This is a genomic window from uncultured Friedmanniella sp., assembly GCF_964244285.1.
Taxonomy (GTDB): Bacteria; Actinomycetota; Actinomycetes; order Propionibacteriales; family Propionibacteriaceae; genus Microlunatus.
Genome location: NZ_CAXTHT010000004.1, coordinates 272391 through 296267, shown reverse-complemented (window position 1 = coordinate 296267; position 23877 = coordinate 272391). Strand labels below are relative to the sequence as shown.

The 23877-nt window shown below is 71.8% G+C and carries 23 protein-coding genes; 20 read left to right on the top strand and 3 right to left on the bottom strand.

The window, feature by feature from the left end; all coding sequences use genetic code 11:
* Positions 1-39: 39 nt before the first annotated feature.
* The 3 genes from ACFE7W_RS12595 to ACFE7W_RS12585 are packed head-to-tail and all read right to left on the bottom strand — an operon-like array spanning position 40 to position 1795.
* On the bottom strand, positions 40-351 hold the full coding sequence (locus tag ACFE7W_RS12595) for an AzlD domain-containing protein (protein ID WP_375425139.1): 312 nt from the start codon (positions 349-351) through the stop codon (positions 40-42).
* Positions 348-1043 carry an AzlC family ABC transporter permease gene (locus ACFE7W_RS12590; RefSeq protein WP_375425138.1) on the bottom strand — a complete coding sequence of 232 codons (696 nt, stop codon included), beginning with the start codon at positions 1041-1043 and terminating at the stop codon, positions 348-350. The genes ACFE7W_RS12595 and ACFE7W_RS12590 overlap by 4 nt, the downstream gene beginning before the upstream one ends.
* Positions 1040-1795, bottom strand: coding sequence for a DUF554 domain-containing protein (locus ACFE7W_RS12585; RefSeq protein WP_375425137.1), 756 nt, complete (start codon positions 1793-1795; stop codon positions 1040-1042). Before ACFE7W_RS12585 ends, ACFE7W_RS12590 begins: the two co-directional genes overlap by 4 nt.
* Positions 1796-1874: 79 nt before the next feature.
* On the opposite strand from ACFE7W_RS12585, the gene hisD reads away from it, so the two are divergent.
* The 20 genes from hisD (at position 1875) to ACFE7W_RS12485 (ending at position 23791) form a co-directional block, all read left to right on the top strand.
* Positions 1875-3188 carry a histidinol dehydrogenase gene (gene hisD / locus ACFE7W_RS12580; protein ID WP_375425136.1) on the top strand — a complete coding sequence of 438 codons (1314 nt, stop codon included), beginning with the start codon at positions 1875-1877 and terminating at the stop codon, positions 3186-3188.
* A complete protein-coding gene (locus ACFE7W_RS12575; RefSeq protein WP_375425135.1) occupies positions 3185-4282 on the top strand; it encodes a histidinol-phosphate transaminase in 1098 nt (365 codons plus the stop codon). Before hisD ends, ACFE7W_RS12575 begins: the two co-directional genes overlap by 4 nt.
* Positions 4279-4890 (top strand): imidazoleglycerol-phosphate dehydratase HisB, encoded by a 612-nt coding sequence (gene hisB, locus ACFE7W_RS12570; protein ID WP_375425134.1) that lies wholly within the window; start codon positions 4279-4281, stop codon positions 4888-4890. Before ACFE7W_RS12575 ends, hisB begins: the two co-directional genes overlap by 4 nt.
* The gene (gene hisH / locus ACFE7W_RS12565) at positions 4887-5516 is read left to right on the top strand and encodes an imidazole glycerol phosphate synthase subunit HisH (RefSeq protein ID WP_375425133.1); all 630 of its coding nucleotides are present in this window, start codon (positions 4887-4889) and stop codon (positions 5514-5516) included. The genes hisB and hisH overlap by 4 nt, the downstream gene beginning before the upstream one ends.
* Positions 5438-6466 (top strand): HAD-IA family hydrolase, encoded by a 1029-nt coding sequence (locus tag ACFE7W_RS12560; RefSeq protein ID WP_375425132.1) that lies wholly within the window; start codon positions 5438-5440, stop codon positions 6464-6466. Before hisH ends, ACFE7W_RS12560 begins: the two co-directional genes overlap by 79 nt.
* Before the next feature lie 106 nt (positions 6467-6572).
* A complete protein-coding gene (locus ACFE7W_RS12555; RefSeq protein WP_375425131.1) occupies positions 6573-7856 on the top strand; it encodes a DUF6716 putative glycosyltransferase in 1284 nt (427 codons plus the stop codon).
* A gap of 52 nt (positions 7857-7908) precedes the next feature.
* The gene (locus ACFE7W_RS12550) at positions 7909-8859 is read left to right on the top strand and encodes an N-acetylneuraminate synthase family protein (protein WP_375425130.1); all 951 of its coding nucleotides are present in this window, start codon (positions 7909-7911) and stop codon (positions 8857-8859) included.
* Position 8860: 1 nt separating this feature from the next.
* Positions 8861-9919: a hypothetical protein gene (locus ACFE7W_RS12545; RefSeq protein WP_375425129.1), complete on the top strand. Its 1059-nt coding sequence runs from the start codon at positions 8861-8863 to the stop codon at positions 9917-9919.
* A gap of 60 nt (positions 9920-9979) precedes the next feature.
* On the top strand, positions 9980-10732 hold the full coding sequence (gene priA / locus ACFE7W_RS12540; RefSeq protein ID WP_375425128.1) for a bifunctional 1-(5-phosphoribosyl)-5-((5-phosphoribosylamino)methylideneamino)imidazole-4-carboxamide isomerase/phosphoribosylanthranilate isomerase PriA: 753 nt from the start codon (positions 9980-9982) through the stop codon (positions 10730-10732).
* Complete coding sequence (locus ACFE7W_RS12535; RefSeq protein ID WP_375425127.1) at positions 10729-13038, top strand: HAD-IB family hydrolase; 2310 nt, start codon at positions 10729-10731, stop codon at positions 13036-13038. Before priA ends, ACFE7W_RS12535 begins: the two co-directional genes overlap by 4 nt.
* A 23-nt stretch (positions 13039-13061) precedes the next feature.
* Positions 13062-13823, top strand: a complete 762-nt coding sequence (locus ACFE7W_RS12530; protein WP_375425126.1) for a YebC/PmpR family DNA-binding transcriptional regulator — start codon at positions 13062-13064, stop codon at positions 13821-13823.
* A gap of 131 nt (positions 13824-13954) precedes the next feature.
* Positions 13955-14527: a crossover junction endodeoxyribonuclease RuvC gene (gene ruvC, locus ACFE7W_RS12525; RefSeq protein ID WP_375425125.1), complete on the top strand. Its 573-nt coding sequence runs from the start codon at positions 13955-13957 to the stop codon at positions 14525-14527.
* Positions 14524-15129 (top strand): Holliday junction branch migration protein RuvA, encoded by a 606-nt coding sequence (gene ruvA / locus ACFE7W_RS12520; RefSeq protein ID WP_375425124.1) that lies wholly within the window; start codon positions 14524-14526, stop codon positions 15127-15129. The genes ruvC and ruvA overlap by 4 nt, the downstream gene beginning before the upstream one ends.
* A 13-nt stretch (positions 15130-15142) precedes the next feature.
* Positions 15143-16201 carry a Holliday junction branch migration DNA helicase RuvB gene (gene ruvB, locus ACFE7W_RS12515; protein WP_375425123.1) on the top strand — a complete coding sequence of 353 codons (1059 nt, stop codon included), beginning with the start codon at positions 15143-15145 and terminating at the stop codon, positions 16199-16201.
* 111 nt (positions 16202-16312) lie between these two features.
* Complete coding sequence (gene yajC, locus ACFE7W_RS12510; protein ID WP_375425122.1) at positions 16313-16729, top strand: preprotein translocase subunit YajC; 417 nt, start codon at positions 16313-16315, stop codon at positions 16727-16729.
* Between the two features lie 57 nt (positions 16730-16786).
* Positions 16787-18511 carry a protein translocase subunit SecD gene (secD, locus tag ACFE7W_RS12505; RefSeq protein ID WP_375425121.1) on the top strand — a complete coding sequence of 575 codons (1725 nt, stop codon included), beginning with the start codon at positions 16787-16789 and terminating at the stop codon, positions 18509-18511.
* Positions 18511-19761 (top strand): protein translocase subunit SecF, encoded by a 1251-nt coding sequence (gene secF, locus ACFE7W_RS12500; RefSeq protein WP_375425120.1) that lies wholly within the window; start codon positions 18511-18513, stop codon positions 19759-19761. Before secD ends, secF begins: the two co-directional genes overlap by 1 nt.
* 9 nt (positions 19762-19770) lie before the next feature.
* Entirely contained in the window at positions 19771-20319 is a 549-nt protein-coding gene (locus ACFE7W_RS12495; protein WP_375425119.1) for an adenine phosphoribosyltransferase, read from the top strand.
* Positions 20316-21407 (top strand): potassium channel family protein, encoded by a 1092-nt coding sequence (locus tag ACFE7W_RS12490; protein ID WP_375425118.1) that lies wholly within the window; start codon positions 20316-20318, stop codon positions 21405-21407. Before ACFE7W_RS12495 ends, ACFE7W_RS12490 begins: the two co-directional genes overlap by 4 nt.
* Positions 21408-21442: 35 nt before the next feature.
* Positions 21443-23791, top strand: coding sequence for a RelA/SpoT family protein (locus tag ACFE7W_RS12485; protein ID WP_375425117.1), 2349 nt, complete (start codon positions 21443-21445; stop codon positions 23789-23791).
* The last annotated feature ends 86 nt before the right edge of the window (positions 23792-23877 follow it).

The following is a 23877-nucleotide window of genomic DNA, read 5'->3' as shown; positions in this document are numbered from 1 at the left end:
GGTCAACACGACGAAACTGGTTTCCAGTCCGCAACCTCCCTAGGTGAGGAGTCGGAGGAGCGCGGTCACGGCGATAGCCACCAGGAACACCACCAGGAAGCCGCGGCGCAGCAGCAGGGCGGCCACTCCGGCCGCCACCCCGGCCAGGGTCCGCCAGTCGAGGGTGTAGCGGCCCCCGCCGTCGAACAGCTGGACGGCGACCAGGGCCGACAGCATGGCCACCGGCAGGAAGGCGGCGATCCGCTGCACCCGCGGCCGGTTCAGCACCGACTCCGGCAGCGAGAGGCCGGCGAGCTTCAGCAGGTAGCCGCCGAAGGCCGCCACGAGGAGGCCGACCCAGAGACCGGTCATGGGCGCACGGCCTGCCGGACGGGTACCAGCCCGGCCAGTCCCGCGACCCCGGCTGCCGCGATCACGGGGACCCCTTGGGGGACCAGCGGCACCAGCAGCAGCGCGACCGCGGCGCCGGCCACGGCGACCCAGCGGTTGGCAGCCGAGCCCAGTCGGGGCCAGAGCAGGGCCAGAAAGACCGCCGGCGCCGCGGCGTCCAGCCCGAACGTCGACGGGTCGACGGCCGCACCCGCCAGCGCACCGACCAGGGTGCCGAGCTGCCAGAGCGAGCAGAGGATCAGTCCCGTCGCCCAGAACGCGTAGCGCTGGAGCGAGCGGGAGTCCTGGCCGAGCGCCATCGCCGTCGTCTCGTCGATGACGAAGTGAGCGGTGCCCAGCCGGCGCCAGCCGCGAGGCCTGAGGATCCCCGCGAGGCCAACGCCGTAGAAGCCGTTCCGGACGCCCAGCAGCAGGGCCGCGGCCGCCGCGGCGAACGGGGAGCCGCCCGCCGCCACCACGCCGGCGAAGGCGTACTGCGAGGCTCCCGAGAACATCACCAGGCTGAGCACCATCGTCTGCAGCAGGCTGAGCCCCGAGCTGACCGACACGGCCCCGAACGAGGCGCCGAAGGCCGCGGCGTAGAGGCCGATACCGACCGCCGCGCGCAGCACCGGGCGCCGACCGTCCCGGTCCGGGGCGTCCGGCCCGTTCACCGCAGGACTCCCACGAGCGCCACCAGGAGTGGGGCGACCAGCAGGGCCGGCAGCAGGTTGCCCACGGGCACCTGACGGATCCGCAGCAGCCGCAGGCCCACACCGACCAGCAGCAGGCCGCCCGTCGCGGTGATGGCGGCCAGGTGAGCGGCGGGCAGGATGTCACCGACGAGGTAGCCGACCAGGGTGATCAGTCCCTGGACGACGGCCACGGTCAGCGCGGAGACCATCACCCCGGCCCCCAGGGACGCGGCGAAGGCGATCGAGGCGAAGCCGTCGAGCACGGCCTTGAGGAACAGCTGGTCCGCACCCCGGCCGAGCCCGTCGGACAGGGCGCCGAGGATGGTGAGCGGGCCGACGCAGAAGAGCAGCGACGCGGAGACGAAGCCCTCGAGGAACCGTTCCCGACCGACATCGGCTGGTCCCGCGCCTCGGCTGAGCCGCGCCCGCAACCATCCGCCGACGCCTTCGAGCCGACGCTCGACGTCGACCAGCGACCCGAGGATGCCGCCGATCAGGACCGCTCCCAGGACGATGAGCACCGGGGCGGACGCGCCGACCTCAGCCGAGAGGTCGCCGGACTGCACCTCGACCGCGGACAGGGCGCCGATCAGCAGCGTGACCAGGCCGAGCCCGTCGGTGACCGTGTTCCGGGTGCGCTCGGGCAGCCGGTGGCCCAGCAGCAGCCCGAGGCCGGACCCGAGCAGCACCGTCGCGACGTTGACGGCCGTGCCGAGTCCGGGAAAGGTCACGGGCGCCGACCCTACCGGGCCGGGTCCAGCCGCGTCCGCGTCCGAAAACCTGTCAGCCGTCTCACCTACGATGGCTCCCGTGCTTCGGATGATCGACCTACGCGGGCGGGCCGCGTCCGGTGAGCGGCTGGACTACGCCACGGTGGTGCCGCGCGCCGCCTTCGACGTGGCGGCGGCGGTGGAAGCCGTGCGCCCGATCTGCGACGGCGTGGCTGCCCGCGGTGCCGACGCCCTGGCCGAGTTCTCCCAGGCCTTCGACCAGGTCGTGCCCCCGAGCTTCCGGGTACCGCCCGAGGCGCTGCGCGAAGCCGAGGCGGCGCTCGATCCCGACATCCGGGCCGCGTTCGAGGAGTCGATCCGCCGCCGCCGGACGGTCAGCGCCGCCGAGCTGGGGGAGCGCGAGGTCGAGGTCACGCTCGCGCCCGGCGCCCGCGTCGCCCAGCGGATGATCCCGGTCCGTCGCGTCGGGCTGTACGTGCCCGGCGGCCTGGCGCCGCTGTCGTCCAGCGTGATCATGAACGTCGTCCCGGCCCAGGTGGCCGGCGTCCCGTCGATCGCGGTGGCCTCGCCGCCGCAGCGGGAGTTCGGCGGCCTGCCGCACCCCAGCATCCTGGCACTCTGCTCGATCCTCGGCGTGGAGGAGGTCTACGCCGTCGGCGGCGCCCAGGCCATCGCCATGTTCGCCCACGGCGTCCCCCTGCTCTGCGAGCGGGTCGACCTGGTCACCGGGCCGGGCAACATCTACGTCGTCGCGGCCAAGCGACTGCTCAAGGGCCGGGTCAACATCGACTCCGAGGCCGGCCCGACCGAGATCGCCGTGCTCGCCGACGCCACCGCCAACCCGGCGCACGTGGCCGCCGACCTCGTCTCCCAGGCCGAGCACGACCCGGTCGCCGCGGCTGTGCTGGTCACCGACTCACCCGAGCTGGCCGACGCGGTCCAGGCCGAGCTGCCCGAGCAGGTCTCCGCGACCAAGCACAGCGAGCGGATCCGGACCGCGCTCGGCGGTGCGCAGTCCGCCGTGGTGCTCGTCGACGACCTCGACCAGGGGCTCGCCGTGGTCAACGGCTACGCGGCCGAGCACCTGGAGATCCAGACCGCCGACGCCGAGCAGCGGGCGGCCCGGGTCACCAACGCCGGCGCGATCTTCGTCGGACCCTGGTCGCCGGTCTCGCTCGGGGACTACTCCGCCGGCAGCACCCACGTGCTGCCGACCGCCGGCTGCGCCTGCCACTCCTCCGGGCTCAACGTGAAGAGCTTCCTCAAGGCCGTGCACGTGGTCACCTACTCCCACGACGCCCTGGCTGAGGTCGCCCGGCACGTCGAGGTCTTCGCCGACGCCGAGGACCTGCCCGCCCACGGGGCCGCCGTCAGCCGGAGGTTCGCGCGGTGACGTCGACGGTGACCGTGCCGGCGGCTCTGCCGGTCCGGCCCGAGCTGGTCGGGGAGGTGCCCTACGGCGCTCCGCAGCTCGACGTCCCGGTCTGTCTCAACGTCAACGAGAACCCCTACCCGCCCAGCGAGGCCGTGGTCAGTGACATTGCCGCCGCGGTCGCCGGCGCGGCCCGCACGCTGAACCGCTACCCCGAACGTGACGCGCTCGCGCTCCGCGCGGACCTGGCCGCCTACCTCGGGCACGGGCTGGCCGCCGACCAGGTGTGGGCGGCCAACGGCAGCAACGAGGTGATGACCCACGTCCTGCAGGCCTTCGGCGGGCCTGGCCGCAGTGTGCTGTCATTCACCCCGACCTACTCGATGTACCCCGAGTACGCCCGCAACACCCACACCCGCTGGCTGACCGCTCCGCGCGGGGACGACTTCACCGTCCGGACCGCCGACGCGGTGACGGCCGTCGAGCGCGAGCAGCCCGACGTGGTCATCCTGACCAGCCCGAACAACCCGACCGGGACGGCCGTCGGCCTCGACACCGTCGCCGCCGTCTGCGACGCCGCCCCGGGCGTGGTGGTGGTCGACGAGGCCTACCACGAGTTCGCCCGGACGGGCACCCCGAGCGCGCTCGAGCTGCTGCCGGGCTACCCGCGGCTGGCGGTCAGCCGGACGATGTCCAAGGCGTTCGCCTTCGCCGGCGGCCGGCTGGGCTACCTGGCCGCGTCGCCGTCCTTCGTGAACGCGCTGCGGGTGGTCCGGCTGCCGTACCACCTGTCCGCGGTCACCCAGGCCGTCGCGCGGGTGGCGCTGGCGCACGCGCCCGAGATGCTGGCCGCGGTGGACTCGCTGCGCACCGCGCGGGACGAGCTGGCCCGGGCCCTGGTCGCGCGGGGGCTGCAGGTGGCCGACTCCGACGCCAACTTCCTCCTCTTCGGCCGGTTCGCCGACCGGCACGCCGTCTGGCAGGGCCTGCTCGACCGGGGCGTGCTGATCCGGGAGGTGGGCCCGGAGGGTTGGCTACGGGTCTCCGCCGGCACCCCCGCCGAGATGGCGGCGTTTACCGCGGCGCTCGACGACACCCTGCAGGAGCAGCGATGACCGCCAACCGCACCGCGAGCCTCGAGCGGTCCACCAGCGAGTCGAGCGTCCGGCTGTCCCTGGACCTGGACGGGACGGGGGAGTCGAGCATCTCGACCGGTGTCGGCTTCTTCGACCACATGCTGACGGCGCTCTCGCGGCACTCGCTGATCGACCTCCAGGTCGAGAGCAGCGGGGACACCCACCTCGACGCCCACCACACCGTCGAGGACACCACCATCGTCCTGGGTCAGGCGCTGCGGACCGCGTTGGGCGACAAGCGCGGCATCCGCCGGTTCGGTGACGCGATGGTCCCGCTGGACGAGGCCCTGGCCTCGGCGGTGGTCGACGTCTCCGGCCGCCCGTACTGCGTGCACCGCGGCGAGCCCGAGGGCCAGGCGTACGTCCGGATCGGGGAGGTGCCCTACACCGGCTCGCTGACCAGGCACGTGATGGAGACGCTGGCCTTCCACGCCCACGTGTGCCTGCACCTCACCCTGCTGGCTGGCCGCGACCCGCACCACATCGTGGAGTGCCAGTTCAAGGCGGTGGCCCGGGCCCTGCGGTCGGCGATCGAGCCCGACCCGAGGGTCACCGGTGTCCCCAGCACCAAGGGCGCGCTCTCGTGAGTGGGCCCGGGACGCCGTCGGTGGTCGTCCTGGACTACGGTTCCGGCAACCTGCGCTCCGCCGAACGCGCGGTGGCCAGCACCGGGGTCGACGTGGTCGTGACCACCGACCTCGAGCAGGCGCGGGCGGCCGACGGCCTGGTCGTCCCCGGCGTGGGCGCGTTCGCGGCCTGCATGGCCGGCTTGGATGCCGTACACGGGGCAGAGCTGATCGCGGAGCGGGTCGCCGGGGGCCGGCCGACCCTGGCCATCTGCGTCGGCCACCAGATCCTCTTCTCCGGAGGCGTCGAGCACGGCGTGGAGGCGCTGGGCGTCGGGATCTGGCCGGGTGTGGTTGAGCGGCTGCAGTCCCGCCGGCTGCCGCACATGGGCTGGAACACCGTCGAGGCGGCCGACGGCAGCGCGCTGTTCGCCGGCATCGAGGACGAGCGCTTCTACTTCGTGCACAGCTACGGCGTCCGTGAGCTGCCCGAGGTACCGAGCCGCCGGATCACCTGGGCCGAGCACGAGGACGAGCGCTTCGTGGCCGCGGTGGAGGAGGGGACGCTGTGGTCCACCCAGTTCCACCCGGAGAAGTCCGGCCAGGCCGGCACCCGGCTGATCCGCAACTGGGTCGACACGCTGTGAGGGCCCCCGGGGTTGGCCCAGAGGCCTGGACGGTCCTGTTCGACCTGGGCGGGGTAGTGCTCACCTGGGAGCCGGCCCGGGCGTACGAGCAGGTGCTCCCGGCCGAGCAGGTCGGCCACTTCATGGCCACCATCGGGTTCGAGGACTGGAACCGGGCCCACGACTCCGGCCGGCGCTACGTCGAGAGCGAGGCCGAGCTGGTGGCCCGGCATCCCGAGCACGCCGAGGTGATCCTGGCCTACCGCCGGCACTTCTCCCACACGCTGGGCACGGTGCCCGGCACGGGCGCGGTGATGGCCGAGCTGCAGCAGGCCGGGGTCGGGCTGAACGCGCTGACCAACTGGTCCGCCGAGACCTTTCCCGTGGCCCGGGACCGCTTCGGGCTGCTGGGCCGCTTCGGCGGGATCCTGGTCTCCGGCGCGGAGCTGCTGGCCAAGCCCGACCCGGCGATCTTCAGCCTCGCCCTGCAGCGCTTCGGGCTGACTCCGGAACGGACGGTCTTCGTCGACGACTCGTTGCCCAACATCGAGGCGGCCCGCACGCTCGGCCTGACCGGCCTCGCCTTCACGGGCGCCGACCGGCTGCGCGCCGACCTGGTCGACCTGGGCCTGCTCGAGCCGCGGCAACCGGTCGGCCGGCCCGTCCTGCACCTGACCGAGCGGACCTGGTGGCAGCAGGCCCAGGCCGAGGGCCACTACCCGTGGTCCAGCCGCCGTGCCACGTACGAGGCGGAGGGCTTCGTGCACGCCAGCTTCGCCGAGCAGACCACGGGCACCCGGCAGCGTTACTACGGCGACCTGCCCGACGACGAGCTGGTCGTCCTCGAGCTGGATCCCGACCAGCTGTCGGTCCCGGTGGTCGTGGAGGATCTGGGCGCCGGCCCCTACCCGCACCTCTACGGACCGCTGCCGGTGGCCGAGGTGGTGGCGGCCCGCCCGTACGCGTCCTGAGGCTGCCGAGGCCGACACGTCACGGGGAGTTGGGCCGCTGTTCACCCGGCCTGGCTAGCCTGCGGCACCCGCACCCCCCGCCGTAGACCAGCCAGAACGGACCCTGATGCGACGCGCCCTCTACGTGGCAGCCTTCGACTCCCAGCTGAAGTGGTGCGCCCGCATCCGCGACGAGCTGCAGCTCCGCGGCTTCAGCACCGAGGTGGTGCGGCCCGACAGCCGGTCCGCGCTGTCCGAGCAGCAGATCGCCGACGCCGGCTTCGTCGAGGTGCCCGTGCTGTCCCGCGAGGAGCTGCTCGACCGGATGGTCGCCGCCGACGCGGTGGTCTGCAGCCTGCAGGGACCGGCCACCCAGGCGCTCCTCTTCGCTCTGGCGGAACGGTTGGGGGACGGGGACCAGACCGGGCCCGTCGTGGTCACGGGCTGGGTCGGCATCATCATCGAGAAGATCACCGCCGGCTACCTCGCCCGTTGCGGCTCCGACGTCGTCGCGGTCAACTCGGTCTCCGACGCCGACCACTTCCGCCACGCCGCGCACCACCTGCAGATCCCGGACGCCAACCTGCTGCTGGCCGGCCTGCCCTTCCTCAGCGCCTCGCCCTCGCCCGCGAGCGGGACCGAGGTCAAGCGGCTGCTCTTCGCCGACCAGCCCACCGTGCCGGACCGCGCCGAGGAGCGGGAGTACCTCTACGCCGGCGCGATCGCCTACGCCCGGGCGCACCCGGACCGCGAGGTGCTGCTCAAGCCGCGGCACCGGCCCGATGAGGACACCTTCCACAAGATGCGCTTCCACCCGGAGGTGCTGCTCGGGGGTGCGGAGCTGCCGCCCAACTTCCGCGTGGACTACACCCCGATCGCCACCATGCTGCCCAGCGTCGACCTGCTGGTGACCGTCTCGTCGACGGCCTGCCTGGAGGCGCTCGACCACGGCTGCCGGGTGGCCCTGGTGCTGGACCTCGGGGTGCACGAGCGCTACGGCAACCACGTCTTCCTCGAGAGCGGACTGCTGCGGACCTGGGACCAGATCAGCGCCGACGACCTCGGCACGCCCGAGCCGGACTGGCTGGCCAGCTACTTCTTCCCCCGGACCCAGACCTCGACCGAGGCCATCGCCGACCGGGTGGAGGAGCTGCTGGCCTCCGGCGAGCGGCCCTCGGCCGGTGTCTGGGCCTCGGCCTACTTCCGCAGCGCGATGGCCCTGGACCGCAGCCGACCACCGCGTGAGCTGCGCCCGGCCGGGCGGGGGAGGCGGTTGCGCCCCCGCGACTTCGTGCCGCCGGTCCTGCACCGTCCCGTCCGCAGCGGCCTCCGTGAGCTGCGTTCGGTGGCCACCCGGCTGCGGCTGCGGCGCTCGGGGAGCGAACCCTCTTATCGCTCGTTGTTTTCCTGACGTTCGCCCGGAGAGATCCGTCCCGCCACCTCGGCTCCCTACCGTTCCGGTCATGACAACCTCTCCTGCACTGCCCGGGTCTGCACTGTTCGCAGCCCCCACCCGGCGACTGGGTGACCGCGAGGTCGGGCCGGGACACCCGGTGTACGTCACCGGCGAGATCGGGATCAACCACAACGGCGACCTGGCCTGTGCCTTCGCCCTGATCGACCAGGCCGCTGCGGCGGGCTGCGACGCGGTCAAGTTCCAGAAGCGGACGCCGGAGATCTGCACCCCGCGCGACCAGTGGGACATCGAGCGCGATACCCCGTGGGGCCGGATGACCTACATCGACTACCGGCACCGGGTCGAGTTCGGCGAGGACGACTACCGCCAGATCGACGCCCACGCCCACGCCCGCGGCATCGCCTGGTTCGCCTCCCCCTGGGACGTCGAGGCCGTGGACTTCCTGGAGCAGTTCGACGTGCCGGCCCACAAGGTCGCGTCCGCGTCGCTGACCGACGACGAGCTGCTGCGCCGGCTGCGGGCCACCGGCCGGACGATCATCCTGTCCACCGGGATGAGCACGCCCAAGCAGATCCGGCACGCCGTGGAGGTGCTGGGCAGCGACAACATCGTGCTGCTGCACGCCACCAGCACCTACCCGGCCAAGCCGACCGAGCTCAACCTGCGGATGATCCACACGCTGCAGTCGGAGTTCCCCAACGTGCCGATCGGCTACTCCGGCCACGAGACCGGCCTGCAGACCACCCTCGCCGCCGTCGCGCTCGGTGCCGTGTTCGTCGAGCGGCACATCACCCTGGACCGGGCCATGTGGGGCTCGGACCAGGCGGCCTCGGTGGAGCCGCCCGGGCTGCAGCGGCTGGTCCGCGACATCCGGACGATCTCGGAGTCGCTCGGCGACGGCGTCAAGAAGGTCTACGACGGCGAGCTCGCCGCCATGAAGAAGCTCCGTCGCGTCCAGGGTGCTCCCGAGGCCCAGCTCGTCGGCTCGAGCAGCTGAGATGGCCGCCCGCTCGTCAGCGCCTCAGACCCTGGCCCTGGTGGAGAGCCCGGCCCAGCTGCTGAACGTGGTCGAGTGGGCCGACCAGGCCGGTGAGGCGGCCGACGACCTGGCCATCACGGTGCTGGCGCCGGTCAACGACGTCTCCCGGCGTCAGCTGCGGGCGATGTCCGCTCTGGCCCGGGAGGAGGGCCGACGCGTCTCCTGGCACGAGCCCCGGCTGGGCGGCGCGGCGACGGCCCGCACCGTCCGCTCCCTGGCCGCGGAGCTGTCCGGCGTCCAGCGGCTCGTGGTGGGTGACCCGTTCTCCGGTGTCCTCCAGGTGGTGATGAGCATCAGCCGGGCGCCCGAGGTGGTGATCGTGGACGACGGCACCGCCACGCTGGAGTTCGCCCGGCAGTGGGTGGCCGGTGAGCACCTGTCCCGCTGGCACAGCGTGGCCACGCCCGACCGGCGCCGCCAGATCAGTGCCTTCGCCCGCGACCAGGTCTCGGACTCCGTCCGTCGGCGGATCGGCCCGGGCTCGGGCTGCCGGCTCAGCCTGTTCTCGAGCCTGGACGTCGAGCTGCCGCGGGTGCCGGTGGTCAAGAACACCTTCGGCTGGGTCCGCAACCGGTTCCCGACCCCTGAGGTCAAGCTCGGCTCGGACCTGATCGGCACCTCGCTGGTGGAGACCGGCGTGGTCGACGTGGGGCACTACCTCCAGGGGGTGGCCAGCCTGGTCGACCAGTACGCCGTCGACCGCTACTTCGCCCACCGCAAGGAGGACGTCGGCAAGCTCGCCGCGATCGAGCAGCTCGGCGTCGCCGTGGTCCGCCCCGACCTGCCGCTGGAGATCGCCGCCCGGCGGGGCGTGCTGGCTCGGCGGCTGATCAGCTTCCCTTCCACGGTGGTGCACACCCTGCCTTTGGTGCTGGCCGACACCCCGGCCGAGCTGCTGGTCTGCGATATCGACGACAGCTGGTACACCGCCTCGGCGTCGGCTCGCTCGGAGAGCTTCCTCGGCGCCGTCAGCTCCTCGGCCCGGCACCGGTTCGGGCTCTCCGCCGTCGCCTGCTGACCCCCACCACCGCTCCCCGAGCCTGTCGAAGGGGGCGCATTGCTCCGGTAGGGTCATCGGGTGAATTCGCCGCAGGACCCGCTGGTGCTGCTGCCGGCCGTCGACGTCTCCGCAGGACAGGCCGTCCAGCTCGTCCAGGGCCGGCTCGGCTCGGAGAAGGTCTTCGGTGATCCTCGCGCCGCCGCCGAGCGCTGGCAGGACGCCGGCGCGCAGTGGATCCACCTGGTGGACCTGGACGCCGCCTTCGGTCGGGGCACCAACGCCGAGATCATCGCCGAGATCGTCGACCACCTGCGGATCGAGGTCGAGCTCTCGGGGGGCATCCGTGACGACGCCTCTCTCGAACAGGCGTTGGCCACCGGCTGCCGCCGGGTCAACATCGGCACCGCCGCGCTCGAGCAGCCGCAGTGGTGCGACGAGGTGATCGGCCAGTACGGCGACCGGATCGCCATCGGCCTCGATGTCCGCGGCCGTCGGCTCGCGGCCCGCGGCTGGACCGCGGAGGGCGGCGACCTCGACCAGACGATCGACCGGCTGGAGGCCGCCGGCTGCGCCCGTTACGTGGTCACCGACGTCGACTCCGACGGCATGCTGAGCGGCCCGAACCTGGAGCTGCTCGCCCACGTCTGCGCCCGGACCGACGCGCCCGTGGTGGCCAGCGGCGGCATCTCGACGCTGGAGGACCTTCTCGCCCTGCGCGCGCTCGTACCGGACGGGGTCGAAGGGGCCATCGTCGGGACCGCGCTCTACGTCGGCAGCTTCACCATCGAGGAGGCTCTCGTGGCCGCATCCTCGCCGCTGGAGCGCTCGTGAGCGCCACCCCCGTGCTGGACGGTCGGCTGCGCGACCTGCTGGCCGGTCAGAAGATCGTGATGACCGGGGTCACGGGCTTCATCGGCGAGCAGCTGCTCTGGAAGATCCTGACCGAGCTGCCCGAGACCCGCCCCTCGGTGCTGGTCCGCCGCAAAGGCTCGGCCAGCGCGCGCGACCGGGTGGTCTCCCTGGTCAAGCACAAGATCTTCACCGACGTCCGGGACGCGGCCGGTGGCGCCGAGGCCCTGGTCGACGCGCGGATCGAGGTGCTCGAGGGCGACCTGCCGAACGTGCCCGCGTTGCCGCGGGACCTCGACGTGGTGGTGCACTGCGCCGGCGACGTCTCCTTCGACCCCCCGATCGACCAGGCGTTCACCACCAACGTGGTCGGCACGAAGACGCTGATGGAGCGGATGCTCGAGGCGTGCCGGGGCGAGGACGGTGCGGCGGACCGCGTACCGCACTACGTGCACATCTCCACCGCGTACACCGCGGGCCGGCGCCGGGGCGCGATCCCGGAGGCCCCGCAGGAGCACACGATCGACTACGAGGCCGAGACCCTGGCCGGGCTCGCCATGCGCGAGCGGGTCGAGGCCGAGTCGCGGATGCCGGAGCGGCTGACGGTGCTGCGCAAGCAGGCCGAGCGGCAGCACCGGCGCGCCGGCTACCTGACCACCGCGGCCGACACCGAGCGGCGGCGCAAGGAGTGGGTGCAGGCCGAGCTCGTGACCGCGGGCACCGAGCGGGCCCGCTCGCTGGGCTGGACCGACGTCTACACCTTCACCAAGGCCCTGGGCGAGCGGGTCGTCACCGACCTGGGCGCGCAGGTGCATGTCTCGATCGTCCGGCCGGCCATCGTCGAGTCGTCCTGGCTGCACCCGTTCCCCGGCTGGATCGAAGGCTTCAAGATGGCCGAGCCGCTGATCCTGGCGTACGGCCGGCACGAGCTGCCCGAGTTCCCCGGCTCGCCGGACTCGGTGCTGGACGTCGTGCCCTGCGACCTGGTGGTGAACGCGATCGTGGCCGTCTGCGCCACCCGTCCCCGACCGGGTGAGTGCGCCTTCTACCACGTCAGCTCCGGAGCACGGAACCCGCTGACGATCGCCGACATGTACCGCCACATCCGCGCCTACTTCCTCGCCCACCCGCTGGAGAAGACGGCCAAGCCGGGCTCCCCGCTGCCCGAGTGGGACTTCCCCGGCTCCGCCTCGGTGGGCCGGCTGCTCCACACCTCAGAGCGCGCGGTCGAGCTGGCCGAGCGGGTCATCACCAAGGTGCCGAGGTCCGAACGCGTCCGCCAGGCCGCCCGCGACCTCGACCGTTTCCGTGGCCGGCTGGACGGTCTGAAGCGGTACAACAGCCTCTACAACGAGTACCTGCAGTCCGAGCTGCACTTCGTCGACGACCACACCCTGGCGCTGAGCCGATCGCTGGACCCGGCCGACGTCGCCGACTTCGACTTCGACACCGCGATGTATGACTGGCGGACCTACATCGAGGAGGTGCACTGCCCCTCGATCACCTCCTCGGTGCGCCGGATGGACGCGCTGCGGCGCAAGCGGGGGTTGCGCCCCACCACCATGAAGGACCTCAGCCGCGACACCGCCGGCGGCGCGGCCGTCGCCATCTTCGACCTCGACGGCACGATCATGTCGACCAACGTCGTCGAGCAGTACCTGTGGTCGCGGCTGCCGGACCTGAGCCCGCTCGGCCAGCTCGCGGAGGTCGGCCAGGTGGCCCGGCGGCTGCCCGGCTACCTGCTGGCCGAGCAGCAGGACCGCGGCAGCTTCCTGCGGGCGGTCTACCGCCGCTACCGCGGCCTCGACCTCGCCGCCCTCGAACGGCGGGTCGACACCACCATGGCGCCCTCGATCATGGACCGGCTCTCCCCGGACGCGCTGGCCCGGATCTCCGAGCACCGAGCTGCCGGGCACACCACGATCCTCATCACCGGCGCGGTCGAGACCCTGACCCGGCCACTGCGGCCCTACTTCGACGTCATCGTCGCTGCCGAGCTCGCCACCGACGCCGACGGCCGCTGCACCGGCTACCTCGCCCGGCCGCCGCTGGTGGGGGAGTCCCGTGCGGCGTGGCTGAAGCACTACGCCTCACTGCACGGGGTCGACCTCGCCCGCAGCTACGCCTACGCCGACTCCCACTCCGACCTGCCGATGCTGACCAGCGTCGGACACCCGGTCGCCGTCAGCCCCGACATCCCGCTGATGCGGGCCGCCGCCCGCAGCCAGTGGTCGACCGTGGAGTGGAAGACCAAGCCGGCCACGCCACGCTGGCGCATCCCGCGATAAGTGTCGGGGATAAGGTCTACGGCATGTCGGGACACTCCAAGTGGGCAACCACCAAGCACCAGAAGGCCGTCGTCGACGCGCGCCGGGCCAAGTCGTTCGCCAAGCTGATCAAGAACATCGAGGTCGCGGCGCGGCTCGGCGGCGGTGACGTCGACGGCAACCCGACCCTCTACGACGCCATCCAGAAGGCCAAGAAGACCTCGGTCCCGAAGGACAACATCGATCGTGCGGTGAAGCGCGGCTCCGGCGCGGAGTCGGGCGGGGCCAACTACGAGACGCTGATGTACGAGGCGTACGGACCGGCCGGCATCGCCATGCTGATCGAGTGCCTGACCGACAACCGGAACCGCTCGGCGTCGGAGGTGCGGATCGCCGTCACCCGCAACGGCGGCACGATGGCCGACGTCGGCTCGACCGCCCGGGTGTTCAGCCGCAAGGGCGTCGTGGTCGTGCCGAAGCAGCAGGGCAACCGCGAGCTCGGTGAGGACGACGTCCTCGAGGCCACCCTCGACGCCGACCCGGAAGAGGTCAACGACCTCGGGGAGGCTTTCGAGGTGATCTCCGACCCGGCCGACACCGTCCGCGTCCGCACCGCCGTCCAGGAGGCCGGTCTGGACTACGACTCCGCCGAGGTCTCGTTCGTGCCGGAGTTCACGACCGAGGTGGACGCGCTCACCGTCGAGAAGGTCATGAAGATCATCGACGCGCTCGAGGACTCCGACGACGTGCAGAACGTCTACGCCAACTTCGACGCCTCGGACGAGGTCCTCGCCAGCATCGGCTGAGCGTCCGGCCCTCACTCCCTCCCGCCTGGAGCTGCTACTACTCGGCGGCGGAACGCGTGTCATGCCGAGCCCGCGCATCATCGCGCCTTAGGCTGCGAACGCTTGTTCGATAGCCCAAGGAAGGGGCACCGATGCGCGTGCTCGGGATCGATCCCGGCCTGACCCGCTGCGGGCTCGGCGTCGTGGACGGTCGCCCCGGCCAGCCGCCCCGGCTGGTGGACGTCGACGTCGTCCGAACACCTCCGGACCTCGACACCGCGCTCCGGCTGGTCCGGCTCGAGGCGGCGATCGAGGAGTGGGTGGTCGAGCACCGGCCGGACGCCGTGGCGGTGGAGCGGGTCTTCGCCCAGCACAACGTGCAGACGGTGATGGGGACGGCCCAGGCGGCGGGGATCGCGATGCTGGTGGCCGCCCGACGCGGGATCCCGGTCACCCTGCACACCCCGAGCGAGGTGAAGGCCTCGATCACCGGCTCCGGCCGCGCCGGCAAGGACCAGGTCGGCGCCATGGTCACCCGCATCCTGCGTCTGGTCGAGCCGCCCCGGCCCGCCGACGCCGCCGACGCCCTCGCCCTGGCCATCTGCCACGTCTGGCGGGGCGGAACCACCGCCCGGATGGACGCCGCCGTGGCCGCGGCGGGCGCGTCCGCGGCCCGACAGCGCCGGGCGTTCAGCCGAGCCCGTCTGAAGGGAACAGCGCCATGATCGCCTCGCTCAGCGGCACGGTGATGCAGGTCGGACCGACGTCGGCGGTGGTCGAGGTCGGCGGCCTCGGAGTGCTGGCCCTCTGCAGCCCGAACACCGTGGCCGGCCTACGGGTCGGACACCGCGCGACGCTGGCCACCTCACTCGTGGTTCGGGAGGACTCGCTCACCCTGTACGGCTTCGCCACGGCCGACGAGCGTGAGTTCTTCGAGCTGCTGCTGACCGCGACCGGCGTCGGGCCGAAGCTGGCCCAGGCTGCGCTGGCCGTGCTGCCCCCCGACGAGCTGCGCACCGCGATCGCCTCGGAGAACCTCGTCGCGCTGATGCGGGTGCCCGGGGTCGGCCGCAAGGGCGCCCAGCGGATGGTGATCGAGCTCAAGGACAAGATCAACACCGTCGGACTCAGCTCCGAGCCGCACGCGCCGGTCGGCACCGGTCCGGCCTGGCGGGACCAGGTCACCCAGGGTCTCATCGGTCTCGGCTGGCCGGCCAAGGACGCCGACGCAGCTTGCACCGAGGTGGAGCCGCTGATGCGCGACGACCCGTCGACCAGTGTCGCCGTGCTGATGCGGGCGGCCCTGCAGACCCTGGCCCGCCGATGAGCGAGGCCCGACCATGAGAGACGTCGACGCGGCCGACGTCGGCTCGTTGGTCCGGCCGGACTCCGACCCGGACGAACGGGCTGCGGAGTCGGCGCTCCGGCCGTCCACGCTGGCCGAGTTCGAGGGGCAGCCGCGGGTGAGCGACCAGCTGGGCCTGGTACTCGAGGCCGCCCGGCACCGCGGGACGGTGGCCGACCACGTGCTGCTCTCCGGACCGCCCGGGCTGGGCAAGACCACGCTGGCCATGATCATCGCCGCCGAGATGGCGGCGCCGCTGCGGATCTCCAGCGGCCCCGCCATCACCCACGCCGGCGACCTGGCCGCCATCCTCTCGGGTCTGGTGGAGGGGGAGGTGTTCTTCCTCGACGAGATCCACCGGATGTCGCGTCCGGCGGAGGAGATGCTCTACCTCGCCATGGAGGACTTCCGGGTCGACGTGGTGGTCGGCAAGGGCCCCGGCGCGACCGCGATCCCGCTGGAGATCCCGCGCTTCACCCTGGTCGGGGCCACGACGCGGGCCGGCCTGCTACCGGGCCCGCTGCGGGACCGGTTCGGTTTCACCGCACAGCTCGACTTCTACGACGCCGCCGACCTGGAGCACATCGTGCACCGCTCCGCCCAGCTGATCGGTGCCCGGGTCGACGACGACGCCGCGGTCGAGATCGCCCGCCGCAGCCGGGGCACACCGCGGATCGCGAACCGGTTGCTGCGCCGGGTGCGTGACTACGCCCAGGTCCGCGCCGACGGACGGGTGACCCGGGCCGTCGCGCAGGCGGCACTGGAGCTGTACGAGGTCGATGAGCTCGGTCTGGACCGGCTGGACCGCGGCGTGCTGACGGCGATGTGTCGACGGTTCGCCGGTGGCCCGGTCGGGCTGTCGACGCTGGCGATCTCCGTCGGCGAGGAGCGGGAGACCGTCGAGGAGGTGGCCGAGCCGTTCCTGGTCCGGCAGGGTTTCCTGATGCGGACCCCCCGTGGTCGGGTGGCCACGCCGGCCGCCTGGGAGCACCTCGGACTGACCCCACCGAGCGGCGCGGGGACCTCCGACACCCCCCCGGACCTGTTTGGCTGACGTCGCGATCGGGCTCAGACTGGGTAGAGTACGTCGGTCGGCGCCGGTCCGGGCCGGTCACCGCAGACTCTGGGGGCAACCTCAGTCCGCCCCCGAACGAACGCTGGAGCCATGGGAAACTACACGACGTTGATCATGATCGCCTTGATGGTGGTCGCCTTCTACTTCTTGATCCTGCGCCCCCAGAAGCGGCGCCAGCAGGCCATCCAGCAGACGCTCAACGCGCTCGCCCCCGGTGACCGGGTGCTGACCGGCGGTGGCATCTTCGCCACGATCGTCTCGATCGGGGACAAGCAGACCGTGCTCGAGACCGCTCCGGGCGTCGAGCTCACGGTCCTCAAGCAGGCGATCGCCCGCAAGGTGACCCCGGCCGACGAGGACGCCGAGTACGAGGGCCTGGACGACGAGCTCGAGACCGACGTGGTCGCCGAGCCGGAGGGCGTGTCCGATCCCGACGTGCTGGTGCCCCCGGCCGTCGCGCCCGAGCAGCCCCGGTCGGCGGGGGCCGACACCTCGCGCCTCGGCTGAGTTCCTCACCAGCCCGCGCCGGCCCGCCCGGCCCCAGACCAAGGAAACCCATCCGCAGTGGCAGTACGCAGTGGCCATCCCGGCCGTACCCTCACCGTCCTCCTCGCCCTGATCGTCGTCCTCGTCGGACTGATGGCGCTCAGCAAGACCTGGACGCCCAAGCTCGGCCTCGATCTCCGCGGCGGCACCACCATCACGCTGACGGCGAAGAACACGACGGGGTCCGGTTCGGTGGACCCGGCCAGCCTCGAGCAGGCGCGGCAGATCATCCAGAACCGGGTGGACAGCCTCGGAGTCGGTGAGTCCGAGGTCACCACCTCCGGTGGCAAGCAGATCAACGTCAGCGTGCCCAACATCCAGCAGGACCGGCTGGTCGCCTTGGTCGGGCAGACCGCCGTGCTGCGGTTCCGGGCCGTGTACGCCGCCGAGCAGGTCACCCCGCCGGCCACCGCCAGCCCCGAGCCGAGCGCCACGGGCAGCACCGCCCCCAGCAGTACGGCGTCCAGTAGCACCGCGCCGAGCAGCGGCACCTCGGCCCAGGCACCGGCCTCGTCCGACCCCTCAGCTTCCGCCAGCCCGAGCGGGAACAAGCGGCCGATGCCGGCCCTGCCCACGGCCCCGCCGGCGCCGACCACCCCGAAGCCGAGCGTCGAGGGCAAGGGCACCCCACCGGACAAGGCGATCAGCTGGCAGCCGAGCGCGACCGACACCAGCGACTTCGCCGCCTTCACCTGCGACCAGGCGGGGGCTCAGGTCGACGTCTCCGACCAGCCACTGTTCTCGTGTGAGTCCGACGGCACGATCAAGTACCTCCTCGGCCCGACGTTGATCCAGGGCAACGACCTGACCGGAGCGAACGCGGGTATCCCGCAGCAGGGCATCGAGTGGGTGGTGAACCTGCAATTCAACAGCGCCGGCGGTACCGCCTTCGAGAACACCACCCGCGAGCTCGCCACCCGCACCAGCCCCGAGAACCAGTTCGCGATCGTGCTCGACGGCAAGACCATCTCGGCGCCGTCGGTCAGCGCGGCCATCCCGGGCGGCCAGGCGCAGATCACGGGCAACTTCAACCAGACCTCGGCCACCGAGCTCGCGAACGTGCTCAAGTACGGCGCGCTGCCGCTGGCCTTCACCGTCGACGAGGTCAACAACGTCTCCGCCACCCTCGGGGGCGAGCAGCTGAGCGCCGGGATCATCGCCGGCCTCATCGGCCTCGGCCTCGTGGTGATCTTCTGCTTCCTCTACTACCGCGGTCTCGGCATCGTGGTGGTGGCCTCGCTGGCCGTGGCGGCCGTCCTCACCTACTCGTGCATGGTGCTGCTGGGCAGCTCCGTGGGTTTCGCGCTCAACCTGCCCGGCATCGCCGGCGCCATCGTGGCCATCGGTGTGACGGCGGACAGCTTCGTCATCTTCTTCGAACGCATCCGTGATGAGGTCCGCGACGGCCGCAGCCTGCGGACGGCCGTCGAGACGGGCTGGCGACGCGCCCGGCAGACCATCCTGATCGCCGACGCGGTCTCGATGCTCTCGGCGCTGATCCTGTTCATCCTGGCCGTGGGCTCGGTCCGCGGCTTCGCCTTCACCCTCGGACTGACGACGGTGATCGACGTGCTCGTGGTCTTCGTCTTCACCAAGCCGATGATGACCCTGCTCGCCCGGACGACGTTCTTCGGCGGCGGCCACAAGCTGTCCGGGCTCGACCCGGAACACCTCGGGGTGACCTCGCTGCCCGGCACCCGTCGCGGCCGGCCCGGCGTCGTGACCAGCGGAGGGAAGGCCTGATGTCGCGCTTCGGTCAGCTGGGGCACCGCCTCTACACCGGTGAGGTCTCCTACGACTTCATCTCCCGCCGTCGTCGTTGGTACGCGATCTCGGCGATCCTCATCGTGATCTCCCTCGGCGCGCTCGGCATCCGTGGGCTGCAGTTCGGCATCGAGTTCAAGGGTGGGGCCGACTTCCGCGCCACCACGACGGTCAACTCCCAGACCGTGGACAACATGCAGAACGCCCTCGACCGCTCGGGCGTGCCGAACCTGGACGACAGCACGATCAACACGATCGGCGGCACTCAGGTCCGGGTCCAGACCCGGACGCTGGACCCGACGTCGGAGGTGCCGAAGGTGCGTGCCGCGATCGGCGCCGAAGCCAAGGTGTCGAGTGACCAGGTGACCTACAGCCTGATCGGGGCTTCGTGGGGCAGCCAGATCACCGAGCGGGCGCTGATCGCGCTGCTGGTCTTCCTCGTCCTCGTCGGGCTGGTGATCTGGGCCTACTTCCGCAACGGCACGATGGCCGGTGCCGGTCTGGTGGCCCTGGGGCACGACCTCATCCTCACCATCGGCATCTACGCCCTGGTCGGCTTCACCGTCACCCCGTCCACCCTCATCGGCGTCCTGACGATCCTGGGCTACTCGCTGTACGACACGGTCGTCGTGTTCGACAAGGTGCGCGAGAACACCCGGGACCTGCGCTCGAGCACCAGCCGGACCTACAGCGAGGCGGCGAACCTCGCGCTCAACCAGGTGCTGGTGCGTTCCATCAACACCACCGTGATCGGCGTGCTGCCGGTGGCCGCGCTGCTCTTCGCCGGGGCGTTCATCCTCGGCGAGGGGCCGCTGAAGGACCTGGCCCTGGCGCTGTTCGTCGGCATGGTCTCCGGCGCGTACTCCTCGATCTTCCTGGCCACGCCGCTGCTGGCCCAGCTCAAGGAACGCGACCCGGAGATGCGCAAGCTGGCCACGCGGGTGGCGAACCGGCGAGCCAAGGAGAGTGCCCGGGGCCGCGGTGACGTGACCGCGGTCAACGGTGCCACCGGCGGCGCGACCGACGGCGTGGAGGACGTGCTCGACAGTCACCCCGACGACGACCCCGAGAGTGATCGCGGCGGCCACCGGGGCCGGGTCCGGGAGGGGGCGACGGCGCTGACCGTCACCCGGGCGGCTGCCGGAACGGTGCCGGTGCGCCCGGTCAGCGAGGGTGCCGCGAAGCGGCCGCAGCCGCAGAACAAGCCGCGCAGCCAGCGACGGAAATAGCGGCCTGACATGCCGCTCGACCTGGCGTCCCTGGTCGTCGACGTCCGGGACTTCCCGAAGCCGGGGGTCACGTTCAAGGACATCACGCCGCTGCTCAGCTCGGCCTCCGGGCTGCGGGAGGCCGTCGAGGGCCTGGTCCGAGGTGCCCCGCGCGACGTCGACGTCGTGGTGGGCATGGAGGCCCGCGGCTTCATCTTCAGTGCGCCGGTGGCCCTGGCCCTGGGTGTCGGGTTCGCCCCGGTGCGCAAGCCCGGCAAGCTGCCGCGGGCGTGTGTCTCGGTCACCTACGACCTCGAGTACGGCACCGAGACCCTGGCCATGCACGAGGACGCGCTCGTCCCCGGGGCGCGGGTCCTGGTCGTCGACGACGTCCTGGCCACGGGCGGCACGGTGGTGGCGACCGCCGAGCTCGTCCGCCGCCTCGGTGGTGAGGTGAGCCAGGTCGCGGTGGTGATGGAGCTGGGCTTCCTGCACGGACGCGCCCTGCTGGCCGAGCACGGCCTGGACCAGGTCCACGCGCTGATCGTCACCCCCGACGACTCCTCGGCGCCTGCGTGAGCACCTCACCCCCGGGTGCCGGTAGCCGGGCCATCGTCGGCTCGCGACGCACCGGTCGGCCGTGGACGAGCGACGCCCTGGTCAACCTGCCGGCGCGGGTGACCTCGCCGCTGGTCGAGCTGGCCCGGCGTGCGTTGCTGGCCCTGCTGCTGCTGTTGGCCATCGTGGTGCTGGTCTGGTTCGACCGGGGCTCCTACACCGACAACCACGACGGCACGGTCAACCTGGTCGACGCGCTCTACTACGCCACCGTCACCATCACCACCACCGGCTACGGCGACATCACCCCGATCACCCCGCACGCGCGGATCCTGAACGCGGTGATCGTGGCGCCGCTGCGGATCCTCTTCCTGGTGCTGTTGGTGGGCACGACGCTGCAGGTGCTGGCCAACGAGGGCCGGCGGATCTTCTTGGACCGACGTTGGAGGAAGCACATGCGTAACCACGTCGTGGTGGTCGGCTACGGAACGAAGGGCCGCAGCGCCGTCGACACCGTCGTCGCCAACGGCTGCAACGCCGCCCAGATCGTGGTCATCGACGGCCGGGCGGGAGCCGTCGCCGACGCCAACCTGCGCGGCTACGCCGCAATCGAGGGCGACGCCACCCGGCGTGACGTGCTGCGGCGGGCGGAGATCATCAAGGCCCGCGAGGTGATCATCACCCTCGACCGGGACGACTCGGCGATCCTGGTCACCCTGACGGTGCGCCAGCTGAACCCGAGCGCGCACGTCGTGGTGGCGGTCCGCGAGGAGGACAACGCCTCGCTCCTACGCCAGTCCGGCGCCAACGCCGTCATCACCTCCTCGGAGGCGGTCGGCCGGCTGCTGGGCCTGTCCGCGACCAGCCCCAACCTGGGCACGGTGATCGAGGACCTGCTCTCCTCGCGCGAGGGGATGGAGGTGGGGGAGCGTCAGGTCACCCCGGCCGAGGTCGGGCTGTCGCCCGGCCAGGTCGAGGACGAGGCGGTGATCGCCGTGGTCCGCAACCGGACGCTCCGCCGCTTCTACGACCCCACGGTCGCCCGGCTCGAGACCGGCGACCAGGTCGTCGTGGTGCGGCACGCGATCGACACCGGTGACCGGTCCTAGACTGGCTGCCTGGCGTGAGGTGAGGGGCACCATCGGTGAGTGATCAGGGCACGGCCGTCCGCGGTTCGACCGAGGACGCCGACGAGGGCGCGACGCCGGTCGCCCTCGACAGCGCCCGGGTCGGACAGTCCGTCGGCGTCCCCGGCGAGCAGCCCCGCTACGGGATGCGGCACCGGCTGGCCCGGCTGGGCAGCGCCAAGCAGCAGACCCCCGTGCTCGAGCCCCTCTTCCGGGTGATCCGGGCCAACCACGCCAAAGCCGACCTGGGCGTGGTCGAGCGGGCCTACCGCATCGCCGAGCAGCACCACCGCGGTCAGCTGCGCAAGAGCGGCGACGCCTACATCACCCATCCGCTCGCCGTCACCACCATCCTCGCCGAGCTGGGGATGACCGAGACCACCCTCTGCGCCGCGCTGCTGCACGACACCGTCGAGGACACCGAGTACACGCTCGCCCAGCTGACCCGCGACTTCGGCGAGGAGGTGGCGCTGCTCGTCGACGGCTGTACGAAGGTGGACAAGATCAAGTACGGCGAGTCGGCCAAGTCCGACACCATCCGCAAGATGGTCGTGGCCATGAGCCGTGACATCCGGGTGCTGGTGATCAAGCTCGCGGACCGGCTGCACAACATGCGGACGCTGCACTACCTCCGACCCGACAAGCAGTCCCGGATCGCCTCGGAGACCCTGGAGATCTTCGCCCCGCTGGCCCACCGGCTGGGCATGAACGCCATCAAGTGGGAGCTGGAGGACCTCGCCTTCAGCACCCTGCACCCCAAGATCTACGACGAGATCGTGCGCCTGGTCGCCGAGGCGGCCCCGAGCCGCGACGAGTTCCTCACCGGGGTCGTCGCGCAGGTGACCGCCGACCTCAAGGCCGCCAAGATCAAGGCCCTGGTGACCGGTCGACCCAAGCACTACTACTCGATCTACCAGAAGATGGTGGTCCGCGGCCGCGACTTCTCCGACATCTTCGACCTGGTGGGGTTGCGGGTGCTGGTGGAGGAGAACCGCGACTGCTACGCCGCGCTCGGCATCCTGCACGTCCGCTGGAACCCCCTGCCGGGGCGGTTCAAGGACTACATCGCGATGCCCAAGTTCAACATGTACCAGTCCCTGCACACCACGGTGCTCGGGCCCGAGGGCAAGCCGGTCGAGCTGCAGATCCGTACCGAGGAGATGCACCGCCGGGCCGAGTTCGGGGTCGCGGCTCACTGGAAGTACAAGGAGGGCGCCGCGCCGACGGCCAACCCGGGCGACGCCGGCGAGCTGGTCTGGGTGCGCCAGCTGATGGACTGGCAGCGTGAGTCCGCCGACCCCGGTGAGTTCCTGGACGCGCTGCGGTTCGAGATCAACTCCACCGAGGTCTACGCGTTCACCCCCAAGGGCGACGTGATGACCCTGCCGCAGGGCTCCACCCCCGTCGACTTCGCGTACGCGATCCACACCGAGGTGGGCAACCGCACGATCGGTGCCCGGGTGAACAACCGGCTGGTGCCGCTGGAGTCCGTGCTGGCCAACGGCGACGTGGTCGAGATCTTCACCTCGAAGGCCGAGAACGCCGGCCCGAGCCGGGACTGGCTGGGCTTCGTCGCCAGCCCGCGGGCACGGAACAAGATCCGCCACCACTTCACCCGCGAGCGCCGCGAGGAGTCGGTGGAGTCGGGCAAGGAGGCGCTGGCCCGCCAGATGCGCAAGGCCGGCCTGCCGCTGCAACGGCTGCTCACCCTCGAGCACCTGACCGCCGTAGCCGGGTACTTCAAGCTGCCCGACGTCACCGCGCTGTACGCGGCGGTGGGGGAGAACACCGTCGGCGCCCAGGCCGTGGTCAACCGGCTGATCAGCGTCGAGGGCGGTGAGGACGCCGCCGCGGACGAGACGAGCGAGGACCGCGTGGTCACCGGCCGCCGTCGGCGGACCGCCGGCAGCAGCGGCAGCGAGAGCGGCATCCGGGTGGTCGGGGCCACCGACCTGTGGGTCAAGCTGGCCAAGTGCTGCACCCCGGTCCCGGGCGACGACATCATGGGCTTCGTCACCCGCGGCGCGGGCGTCTCGGTGCACCGGACCGACTGCGTGAACGCGAGCAGCCTGCGTTCCGAGCCCGAGCGGTTGATCGACGTCGAATGGGCTCCGACCGCGAAGAGCTCGTTCCTGGTGGCCATCCAGGTGGAGGCCCTGGACCGGGCCCGGCTGCTCTCCGACATCACCCGGACCCTGTCCGACCAGCACGTGAACATCCTGTCCGCCGCGCTGAACACGACCAAGGACCGGATCTGCCGGGCCAAGTTCACCTTCGAGACGGCCGACCCCACCCACCTCGACCACGTCCTCCGCGCCGTCCGCAACGTCCCCGAAGTCTTCGACGTCTACCGCATCTCCCAGTAACCCCGTCCCTGAGTCGGTCGCGCGGCCGCTCCGAGCCCCCCAAACCAGGTGAGACGGTCACTTCACAGCCCTACGGCCCGCTTGAC

Excerpts from the sequence above, each read along its gene's own strand:
- ACFE7W_RS12595 (WP_375425139.1), bottom strand. The coding sequence starts at position 351 with ATGACCGGTCTCTGGGTCGGCCTCCTCGTGGCGGCCTTCGGCGGCTAC.
- hisB (WP_375425134.1), top strand. The coding sequence starts at position 4,279 with ATGACCGCCAACCGCACCGCGAGCCTCGAGCGGTCCACCAGCGAGTCG.
- ACFE7W_RS12555 (WP_375425131.1), top strand. The coding sequence starts at position 6,573 with ATGCGACGCGCCCTCTACGTGGCAGCCTTCGACTCCCAGCTGAAGTGG.
- ACFE7W_RS12550 (WP_375425130.1), top strand. The coding sequence starts at position 7,909 with ATGACAACCTCTCCTGCACTGCCCGGGTCTGCACTGTTCGCAGCCCCC.
- ACFE7W_RS12545 (WP_375425129.1), top strand. The coding sequence starts at position 8,861 with ATGGCCGCCCGCTCGTCAGCGCCTCAGACCCTGGCCCTGGTGGAGAGC.
- ACFE7W_RS12530 (WP_375425126.1), top strand. The coding sequence starts at position 13,062 with ATGTCGGGACACTCCAAGTGGGCAACCACCAAGCACCAGAAGGCCGTC.
- ruvC (WP_375425125.1), top strand. The coding sequence starts at position 13,955 with ATGCGCGTGCTCGGGATCGATCCCGGCCTGACCCGCTGCGGGCTCGGC.
- ruvA (WP_375425124.1), top strand. The coding sequence starts at position 14,524 with ATGATCGCCTCGCTCAGCGGCACGGTGATGCAGGTCGGACCGACGTCG.
- ruvB (WP_375425123.1), top strand. The coding sequence starts at position 15,143 with ATGAGAGACGTCGACGCGGCCGACGTCGGCTCGTTGGTCCGGCCGGAC.
- yajC (WP_375425122.1), top strand. The coding sequence starts at position 16,313 with ATGGGAAACTACACGACGTTGATCATGATCGCCTTGATGGTGGTCGCC.
- secF (WP_375425120.1), top strand. The coding sequence starts at position 18,511 with ATGTCGCGCTTCGGTCAGCTGGGGCACCGCCTCTACACCGGTGAGGTC.
- ACFE7W_RS12495 (WP_375425119.1), top strand. The coding sequence starts at position 19,771 with ATGCCGCTCGACCTGGCGTCCCTGGTCGTCGACGTCCGGGACTTCCCG.